Origin of the sequence: Rhodoblastus sp. (assembly GCF_052145335.1) — a bacterium.
GTDB lineage: Bacteria > Pseudomonadota > Alphaproteobacteria > Rhizobiales > Beijerinckiaceae > Rhodoblastus.
The window spans coordinates 1-9,120 of the sequence record NZ_JBKQOU010000142.1 but is presented as its reverse complement, the minus strand read 5'-3'; the positions used below and the strand labels follow the sequence as shown (position 1 = coordinate 9,120).

Annotated in this window: 7 protein-coding genes and 2 pseudogenes; 6 read left to right on the top strand and 3 right to left on the bottom strand. The window is 62.4% G+C overall.

Going from position 1 to position 9,120, the window contains the following annotated elements:
* Positions 1–132: pseudogene (locus ACLP2E_RS09975) on the top strand (IS110 family transposase); the annotation flags it as partial.
* A pseudogene (locus ACLP2E_RS09970) lies at positions 123–617 on the top strand (IS630 family transposase); the annotation flags it as partial. The pseudogenes ACLP2E_RS09975 and ACLP2E_RS09970, both read left to right, overlap by 10 nt.
* A 12-nt stretch (positions 618–629) precedes the next feature.
* Here ACLP2E_RS09970 and ACLP2E_RS09965 read toward each other — a convergent pair.
* Positions 630–1,118, bottom strand: coding sequence for an acyl-CoA thioesterase (locus tag ACLP2E_RS09965; RefSeq protein ID WP_442462811.1), 489 nt, complete (start codon positions 1,116–1,118; stop codon positions 630–632).
* A 167-nt stretch (positions 1,119–1,285) separates the two neighbouring features.
* On the opposite strand from ACLP2E_RS09965, the gene ACLP2E_RS09960 reads away from it, so the two are divergent.
* From ACLP2E_RS09960 to ACLP2E_RS09945, 4 genes are all read left to right on the top strand, one after another.
* Positions 1,286–2,467, top strand: a complete 1,182-nt coding sequence (locus tag ACLP2E_RS09960) for a phosphoserine transaminase (RefSeq protein WP_442465815.1) — start codon at positions 1,286–1,288, stop codon at positions 2,465–2,467.
* 149 nt (positions 2,468–2,616) lie between these two features.
* Positions 2,617–4,203 (top strand): phosphoglycerate dehydrogenase, encoded by a 1,587-nt coding sequence (gene serA, locus ACLP2E_RS09955; RefSeq protein ID WP_442462813.1) that lies wholly within the window; start codon positions 2,617–2,619, stop codon positions 4,201–4,203.
* 211 nt (positions 4,204–4,414) lie between these two features.
* Positions 4,415–5,368, top strand: a complete 954-nt coding sequence (locus tag ACLP2E_RS09950; RefSeq protein WP_442462814.1) for an acetyl-CoA carboxylase carboxyltransferase subunit alpha — start codon at positions 4,415–4,417, stop codon at positions 5,366–5,368.
* Between the two features lie 205 nt (positions 5,369–5,573).
* Positions 5,574–7,091, top strand: a complete 1,518-nt coding sequence (locus tag ACLP2E_RS09945; RefSeq protein WP_442465814.1) for a L,D-transpeptidase family protein — start codon at positions 5,574–5,576, stop codon at positions 7,089–7,091.
* Positions 7,092–7,132: 41 nt separating this feature from the next.
* Here the strand turns inward: ACLP2E_RS09945 and ACLP2E_RS09940 are convergent, their stop codons facing one another.
* Together ACLP2E_RS09940 and groL are read right to left on the bottom strand one after the other, a co-directional pair.
* Positions 7,133–7,540: an integration host factor subunit alpha gene (locus tag ACLP2E_RS09940; RefSeq protein ID WP_442462816.1), complete on the bottom strand. Its 408-nt coding sequence runs from the start codon at positions 7,538–7,540 to the stop codon at positions 7,133–7,135.
* Positions 7,541–7,846: 306 nt separating this feature from the next.
* Positions 7,847–9,120 (bottom strand): chaperonin GroEL (gene groL, locus ACLP2E_RS09935; protein ID WP_442465813.1); only part of this gene is annotated, 1,274 nt, incomplete at its 5' end.

Genomic DNA, 9,120 nt, shown 5'->3' with positions numbered 1-9,120 from the left:
CAGCCCGAAAGCAGCTTGGCGCAATGGTTCCGGCAACGGGTGGGTGAGCTTCAAGGGCGAACCCGCCGCATCGCCATCGTCGCCATGGCGCGCAAATTGTTGATCGCGGTCTGGCGGTTTGCCAAATTTGGCAAAAGAACGGCCAGGTTCGTCAATGGGCAAAGCGCGGAACGCGACCTCGTCAGCCCGCCGACCAGCGTTATGAAAACGCTTATCTCTTTGGCGCCATCTGCCCGTCGCGCGGCGTCGGCGCGGCCCTGGCGCTGCCCTATGCCGACACCGAGGCGATGCAGATGCATCTGGACGAAATCTCTTGTCGCGTCGCGCGCGGCGCTCACGCCGTCCTGCTCCTCGACCGCGCTGGGTGGCATACGACCGACAAGCTCAACATCCCGAAAAATATGACGATGATCTTCTTGCCGTCGCGCTCGCCGGAACTGAACCCAGTCGAAAATGTCTGGCAGTATCTGCGCGCCAACTGGCTTTCGAACAGGGTTTTCGAAACCTACGACGACATCATCGCCGCCGCCTGCGATGCATGGAACGAACTCACCGCCGCGCCAGACGTCATCAACTCAATCGGCATGCGCCAATGGGCGCGCATCGGTCATTCATAAAGGCCGTTGGTATTACGCCTCGTCTTCCTGACGGGTGGTCTTTTCCAATTGTTCGGCCACCTCCCGGCGCAGGTGACGGCGCAGTTCGGCGGCGTGATTGCGCTTTTTCTCGACCGCCGTATCGATTTCAAGTTCCGGAACGGCGGCCGGCCTGCTCTCGTCATCCACCGCGACCATGGTGAAATAGCAGGAATTGGTGTGGCGGCGCGTCCCCTTGCGTATGTCCTCGGCCTCGACGCGGATGCCGATTTCCATCGACGTGCGGCCGACGTGGTTGACGCTCGCCAGAAAGGTGACCAGTTCGCCAACATGGACCGGCTCCTTGAACGTCACCTGATCGACCGACAAAGTGACCGCATAACGTCCCGAAAAGCGCGAGGCGCAGGAAAAGGCGACCCGGTCCAGAAGGTTGAGCAGTGCGCCCCCATGCACCTTGCCCGAAAAATTCGCCATATCCGGGGTCATCAAAACCGTCATCACAAGTTGGCGCGCATCGCTCATCTGGACCTCGCTGGCGTCGGCATCCTGGCCGCGTTCAAGATTATAGCCGCATTCATTCCCTTACGCGCCTTCGACGTGACAAATCGTCGCGCTTGACCCTTTCGTGACACAGGCGTAATCGCGGCGTCGGGACACTTCGCCCCAACGCGAGGCGCCCATCTGGGAGGATGGATATGACGAAACCTGCCGCCAAACCTGCCAATCTGCCGAAAAACCCCAATTTCTCTTCCGGCCCCTGCGCCAAGCGTCCCGGCTGGTCGCTCGATGCGCTGAAAGACGCGCCGCTCGGCCGTTCGCATCGCGCCAAGATCGGCAAGGCCAAGCTGAAACTCTCCATCGATCTCACCCGCGAGATTTTGCAGGTTCCGGCCGATTACCGTATCGGCATCGTGCCCGCCTCCGACACCGGCGCGGTGGAAATGGCGATGTGGTCGCTGCTTGGCCCGCGCGGCGTCGACGCTCTCGCCTGGGAAAGCTTTGGCGAGGGCTGGGTCACCGACATCGTCAAGCAACTGAAGCTCAAGGACGCCCGCGTCCTCAAGGCGCCCTACGGCGAAATCGTCGATCTCGCCTCGGTCAATTTCGACAATGACGTCATCTTCACCTGGAACGGCACCACTTCCGGCGTCCGCGTCCCCAACGGCGACTGGATTCCCGCGGACCGCAAGGGCCTGACCATCGCCGACGCCACTTCCGCCGCCTTCGCGCAAAAACTCGATTGGGCGAAACTGGATGTCGTCACCTTCTCCTGGCAGAAGGCGCTCGGCGGCGAGGCGGCCCATGGCGTGCTGATCTTGTCGCCCCGCGCGGTCGAGCGGCTCGAATCCCATTCGCCCGCCTGGCCGATGCCGAAAATCTTTCGCATGACCAAGGGCGGCAAGCTGATCGAAGGGGTTTTCGAAGGCGAGACCATCAACACCCCGTCCATGCTCTGCGTCGAAGATTATATCGACGCGCTGATGTGGGCGAAAAGCATCGGCGGTCTCGACGGACTGGTCGCCCGCGCCGACGCCAACACCAAGGTTCTGGCCGACTGGGTCGCCGGGAGCGGCTGGGCCGCCTTTCTCGCCAAGAATGAGGCGATTCGCTCCAACACTTCGGTGTGCCTGAAAGTGGTCGATCCGGCCATTGTCGCCCTCCCCGCGGATGCGCAAGCGGCCTTCGCCAAGAAGCTGGCCTCGCTGGTCGAGAAGGAAAAGGCCGGATACGACATCGGCGCCTATCGCGATGCGCCTCCCGGCCTGCGCGTCTGGTGCGGCGCGACAGTGGAGGCAGACGATGTCGCCGTTTTGACGGAATGGCTCGACTGGGCCTTCGCATCCGCCAAGGCCGAACTCGCGGCCGCCTGAGTCCAACCACGTCATTGCGAGGAGCGTAGCGACGACGCAATCCAGAAGCCGCAAGCTGGGTCTGGATTGCTTCGCTTCGCTCGCAATGACGGCGCTAGAACCCAAAGCAAAATAAAAATCAAATCGTTTCATTCCCGGAGGGATGCGCCATGTCGCCTCGTGTATTGATTTCCGACGCCCTTTCGCCGGCCGCCGTCGCTATTTTCAAGGAGCGTGGCGTCGAGGTCGATTTCCAGCCTGCGCTCGGCAAGGACAAGGAAAAACTGGCCGCGATCATCGGCGATTATGACGGCCTCGCCATTCGCTCGGCAACCAAGGTCACGCAAAAAATTCTCGAAAACGCCAAAAACCTGAAAGTCATCGGCCGCGCCGGCATTGGCGTGGACAATGTCGATATTCCCGCCGCCACCGCGCGCGGCGTGATCGTGATGAACACGCCCTTCGGGAATTCCATCACCACCGCCGAACACGCCATCGCCATGATGTTCGCCCTGGCGCGCGAAATTCCCGCCGCCGACGCCTCGACCCAGGCCGGCAAATGGGAAAAGAACCGTTTTATGGGCGTCGAAATAACGGGAAAGACGCTTGGCATTATCGGCTGCGGCAATATTGGCGCGATCGTCGCGGAACGGGCCCTGGGCCTGAAAATGAGAGTGATCGCCTTCGATCCCTTCCTGTCGCCGGAACGGGCGCAAAATCTCGGCGTCGAAAAGGTCGAGTTGCCCGATCTGCTGGCGCGCGCCGATTTCATCACGCTGCACACGCCGATGACCGCGCAGACCAGGAACATTCTCTCCGCCGAAAATCTGGCGAAAACCAGGAAGGGCGTTCGCATCATCAATTGCGCGCGCGGCGGACTGGTCGATGAGAAGGCTTTGCGCGCGGCGCTCGACGCGGGCCGGGTCGCCGGCGCCGCCTTCGACGTTTTCGTCGAGGAGCCGGCGGTCAACAATCCGCTGTTTGGCCATCCGAATGTTGTCTGCACGCCGCATCTCGGCGCCGCCACCAATGAGGCGCAGGAAAATGTCGCGCTGCAGGTCGCCGAACAGATGGCCGACTATCTGACGCGAGGCGCCATTTCCAACGCCGTCAACTTCCCGTCGATCACGGCGGAAGAGGCGCCGCGCCTGAAGCCGTTCATCGCCCTGGCGGAAAAGCTCGGCTCCTTCGCCGGTCAATTGACCGAAGCGGGGGTGAAGAAACTGACCATCACCTACGAAGGCCACGTCGGCGAGTTGAAGACCAAGGCTTTGACGGCGGCGGCGGTGGCGGGCTTCCTGCGGCCGATGCTGTCGGATGTAAACGTCGTTTCCGCGCCGGTGGTCGCCAAGGAGCGCGGCATCGTCATCGATGAAGTAACCCGAGCCGCCGAAGGCGATTACGATTCCCTGATCACTTTGACGGTCGAAACGGAAAAACAGACCCGTTCCGTCGCCGGAGCGGTATTCAACGACGGCAAGCCGCGCATTGTCGAGATCAAGGGCATCAAGGTCGATGCCGAATTTTCGCCCGCGATGATTTATGTGTCCAACGAGGACAAGCCTGGATTCATCGGCCGTTTCGCCGGCCTGCTCGGCGATGCGGGGGTCAATATCGCGACTTTCGCATTGGGCCGCGACGCGGAAGGCGGATCGGCCATCGCATTGGTCGGGATCGACGGGGAGGCGCCGGACGTTGTTTTCGCTCAGATTCTCGCACTTCCGGGGGTCAAGCAGGCCAAGGCGCTGAAATTCTAGGGGCCGTGCCAATCCGAATGAATCGGATTGGGACTGTAGTTTTTTGTTTTTACGCGTTTTCTTAACGCGAACCGGAACTCGCTTCGCTTGAAAACGCTCCGATGCCTTACAAGGCTTGACTTCGCAGTGCGAAATAGCCAGTTTCCGCGGGCGTCGGTCATCCACTCGGGGTGACGGGCTTTTCCGGCTTTGCGCCCAAAAGAATCGGACCATGGCCAGCTATCTCGATTTCGAAAAGCCCGTCGCCGAACTCGAAGCCAGGGTCGAAGACCTGAGGGCCTTGTCGGAGCGCGAGGATTCACCGCCTATCGCCGAGGAGCTGAGCAAGCTGCAGGCCAAGGCGACCAAGGCGCTGGCGGAAATTTACGCCAGTCTCACCCCCTGGCAGAAGACCCAGGTCGCTCGCCATCCGCAGCGCCCGCATTGCCTCGACTACGTCGCCGGCCTGATCGAGGATTTCACACCTCTCGCCGGCGACCGCAAATTCGGCGAGGACGAGGCGATGGTTTGCGGCCTGGGCCGTTTTCGCGGCCAGCCGGTCGCGGTGCTCGGCCAGGAAAAGGGCGCCGACACGGCCTCGCGGCTGAAGCATAATTTCGGCATGGTCAAGCCGGAGGGCTATCGCAAGGCCGTCCGGATCATGGAACTGGCCGATCGTTTCGGCCTGCCGGTTCTGTCCTTCGTTGACACGGCGGGCGCTTTTCCCGGCGTCGAGGCGGAGGAGCGCGGCCAGGCCGAGGCCATCGCGCGCGCCACCGAGGCGGCGCTGGTGCTGGGAACGGCCAATGTCGCCGTGGTGATCGGCGAGGGCGGCTCCGGCGGCGCGTTGGGGATTGCCGCCTGCAACGTCGTTCTGATGCTGGAAAACGCCATTTACACCGTCGCTTCGCCGGAAGCCTCCGCCTCGATCCTGTGGCGCGATTCGTCTCGCGCGCAGGACGCGGCGACGAACATGAAGATCACCGCCCAGGACCTGCTCAAGTTCGGCATTATCGACGGCATTGTCACAGAGCCGCTCGGCGGCGCCCACCGCGAACCGGAGGGCGCCATACGCGCCACTGGCGACGCCATGGAAGCCGCGTTGAAAAGGTTTGCCGGGCTTTCGGCGAAAGCCGTGCGCGCCGCGCGCGAGGAGAAATTCCTTGCCATGGGGCGTAAGTTCTGATCGGCGGCGCAAGCCCGAGGACGTGTTTCCAGGGCCGCGGGCTTGCGTATTGTTTACGATTCCTTCACCATGGCGGCGGATCGTCCGCATTCCTTTAAAGGAAGGTGTAAGCTTAATGGGGTTATACCTCGGGAAATGCGGCGCGAAATTGCATCCCTTGCGGGGTTCGCTTCGAGACCGCCTTTCGATTCGATGGAATATGATCATGAGCGGTCTTTTCAAGTCCGGCGATCTTCACAGCGCCACTTTTCTGCGTAAATCGGCGTTGGCCGGGGTCGCGATCAGCGCTTTGACCGCGCTTTCCGGCTGCAACGATGTGCAGGACACCCGCGCCATGCAGGCGCTGTCGAACGAGACGCTGGGCCTTATGGCGGAAAAGGGCGTTTCCCCCACCGCGCCCATGCTGATCCGCGCCTACAAGAAGGAATCGGAGCTGGAAGTCTGGAAAATGCGTCCGGACGGCTCCTATGTGCTTTTGAAAACCTTCCCGATCTGCCGTTGGTCCGGCCAGCTTGGCCCCAAGACCCACGAAGGCGACCGTCAGTCTCCCGAGGGATTCTATACGATCACTCCGGCGATGATGAATCCCCATTCGTCCTATTATCTCTCTTTCAACGTCGGCTATCCCAACGCCTATGACCGCGCGCATGGCGCGACTGGGGGTTCGGTGATGGTCCATGGCGTGTGCTCGTCGTCCGGCTGTTTCTCGATGACCGACGCCCAGATCGCCGAAATTTACGCGATTGCGCGCGAATCCTTCGCCGGCGGCCAGCACGGCATCCAGATGCAGGCCTATCCCTTCCATATGAATCCGAAAAATCTCGCCAAATATCGGCTCGACCCGAACATGCCGTTCTGGAAGGAGCTGAAAAAGGGCAATGATCATTTCGAGGCGACCAAGCATGACGTCATGGTCGCTGTCTGCGGCCGCCATTATGTTTTCGACGCCCAGCCCGCCAATGGCCAGCATCTGGATCCGGAAGCCGCCTGCCCGCCGTTGAAGCTCGATCAAGAGATCGAGGCCAAGGCCGCCGCACGCGAGCATGCCGACGAGGTCGCGGTGGCGGAACTGGTCGCCAAGGGCACACGCCCGGTGCGGCTGGTCTACCAGGACGGCGCCCAGCATCCGGCCTTCGCCCATCGCATCGCCGAGGTCAGCCGGCCGGACGCGCTGGTCCCGCCGGTCGAACTGGCGCTCGACGATCCCAATCCACGCTGGAACGCCAGGGCGCAGCACGCCCCGACGGCGATGGCGGCTCAGCTCGCCCAGCTTCAGACGAGCGTGCAGGGGCCGCAAACGGAACAGCCGGAACCTCAAGCCGAGGCCCAGCAACCGACTTACGCGGCTTCCGAACCGCTGGCGGCCGCGCGGGCGCAAGGCGACAAGCTCGCGGGCATGATCGGGTCTTTCGGCAAGCGCGATGCGGTATCCGCCGCGCCGCCGACGCCGGAAACCAACCAGAACGCTGCCCGCAACGAGGATGCGACCGCCACGGTCGCAGCTCCGGCCAAGCCCGCGACCACCGCGGTCACACCGGTGGCCAAGCCTGATGCGGCGAAGCCAGTCGCTCGCAAGACCGTCATCCCCAAGACCGCCGCCGCCAAGCCGACGGTCAAGCCTGCCGCCGACAAGCCGCAGGCAGGGCTGCCCAGCATCCAGAAAGTGGCCAGCGTTCCGGCGCCGGCCGCCGAGACGGTCGCGACCGCGGCGACGCTGCGCTGATCGCGCGGCGCCTTGTTACGATACCGATGATTTGATCGGGGTCAGGCCTCGGCTTGCTCGCCGTTCACCCGGGCGATCAGCGTCGGCGAGGGCTTGAAGGTCAGCACCCGGCGCGCCTCGATCTTAGCCTCGACGCCGGTGCGCGGGTTGCGGCCAACGCGCTCGCGCTTGGAGCGGATGTGAAAAGCGCCGAAGGAGCGCAGCTTTACCGGCTCGTCGCGCAACAAGGCGGCGGCGATTTCTTCCAGAGTGATTTCGAAAACGTCGCGGGCCTGCGCGCGCGACAAAGATGGACAAGCGGTATAAACGGCGTCGAGCAGTTCGACCCGCGTCGTAGTCTTGCCGAGAGAAGACGCAGGAGCGGGAGCGGAACCCACGGAATCCCCGCGGGCTTTGTCCGCGGCAACCGGTTCGGAAGAAATCAGCTTCTTGTATTGACGCAGGTTCATGAGCCCCTCCGGGCCGAGCAAAAAAACTATCGCCTTTTTTGTATCGATTGCAAACAGCTTAATTGCTGCGACGGGATGTTACGCCAAGTTTGCGCGAAAGTGGCTATCGTCATGTTATCTCGTGACTAATTTTAGTGCTTGAGCGGCGCGCCGCAAGGGTGAAGCTGCTTTTTTATTAGAATGCCAGTTGGCGCTTGAGCGAGAGCCGTTTTCGACGCGCTTCGGGCGCCCGCGCGGAATTGCGCGAAAAAGGCCGCCTCTCGGCGACCTTCTTTGTTTTTACTTTGCTTTTTTGGCGAAGCTGGATCAGAAATCCATGCCGCCCATGCCGCCGCCCGGGGGCATGGCGGGCGCCGTTTCCTTCTTCGGCGCTTCGGTGATCGTCGCCTCGGTGGTGACGATCAAGCCAGCAATCGAAGCGGCGTCCTGGATGGCGGTGCGCACGACCTTGGTGGGATCGATGATGCCCGCCTTGACCATGTCGACGTATTCGCCGGTCTGGGCGTCGAAGCCGAAGTTATAATCCTTCGATTCGATCAGCTTGCCGACCACGACCGCGCCATCGGCGCCGGCATTGTCGACGATCTGGCGCGCCGGGGTCTGGATGGCCTTGCGCACGATCTCGACGCCGGTCCTCTGATCGGCATTGGCGGTGACAACGCCGTTCAGAGCGGCGATCGAGCGGAGCAGGGCGACGCCGCCGCCGGGCAGCACGCCTTCTTCCACCGCCGCGCGGGTGGCGTTGAGGGCGTCTTCGACGCGGTCCTTCTTTTCCTTCACTTCGACTTCGGTCGCTCCGCCGACGCGAATGATCGCGACGCCGCCGGCGAGCTTGGCCAGACGCTCCTGCAGCTTTTCACGGTCGTAGTCCGAGGTGGTTTCCTCAACCTGCGCTTTGATCTGGGCGATGCGGGCCTCGATGTCGGCCTTGGCGCCCGAGCCGTCGACGATGGTGGTGTGCTCCTTGTCGAGACGCACCTTCTTGGCGCGACCCAGCATGGCCAGCGTCACGTTCTCCAGCTTGATGCCGATGTCTTCCGACACGACCTGGCCAGCGGTGAGGATCGCGATATCCTCCAGCATGGCCTTGCGGCGGTCGCCGAAGCCGGGGGCCTTGACGGCGGCGATCTTGAGGCCACCACGCAGCTTGTTGACGACGAGAGTGGCCAGCGCTTCGCCTTCGACATCCTCGGCGACGATCAGCAGCGGCTTGCCGGTCTGGACGACGGCTTCGAGCACCGGCAGCAGCGGCTGCAGGGTCGAGAGCTTCTTCTCGTGGATAAGGATATAGGGGTCTTCCAGCTCGGCGATCATCTTCTCGGCATTGGTGATGAAATAGGGCGAGAGATAGCCGCGGTCGAACTGCATGCCTTCGACGATGTCGGTTTCGGTTTCGAGGCTCTTGGCCTCTTCGACCGTGATCACGCCTTCATTGCCGACCTTCTGCATCGCCTTGGCGATTTCCGAGCCGATGAAGGTGTCGCCATTGGCCGAAATCGTGCCGACCTGGGCGATTTCGTCGTTGGAGGTGACTTTTTTCGAGTTCTTCTTGAGGTCGGCGACGATGGCTTCGACAGCCA

Excerpts from the sequence above, each read along its gene's own strand:
- ACLP2E_RS09965 (WP_442462811.1), bottom strand. The coding sequence starts at position 1,118 with ATGAGCGATGCGCGCCAACTTGTGATGACGGTTTTGATGACCCCGGAT.
- ACLP2E_RS09950 (WP_442462814.1), top strand. The coding sequence starts at position 4,415 with ATGGCCAGCTATCTCGATTTCGAAAAGCCCGTCGCCGAACTCGAAGCC.
- ACLP2E_RS09940 (WP_442462816.1), bottom strand. The coding sequence starts at position 7,540 with ATGAACCTGCGTCAATACAAGAAGCTGATTTCTTCCGAACCGGTTGCC.
- ACLP2E_RS09960 (WP_442465815.1), top strand. The coding sequence starts at position 1,286 with ATGGATATGACGAAACCTGCCGCCAAACCTGCCAATCTGCCGAAAAAC.
- ACLP2E_RS09945 (WP_442465814.1), top strand. The coding sequence starts at position 5,574 with ATGAGCGGTCTTTTCAAGTCCGGCGATCTTCACAGCGCCACTTTTCTG.
- serA (WP_442462813.1), top strand. The coding sequence starts at position 2,617 with ATGTCGCCTCGTGTATTGATTTCCGACGCCCTTTCGCCGGCCGCCGTC.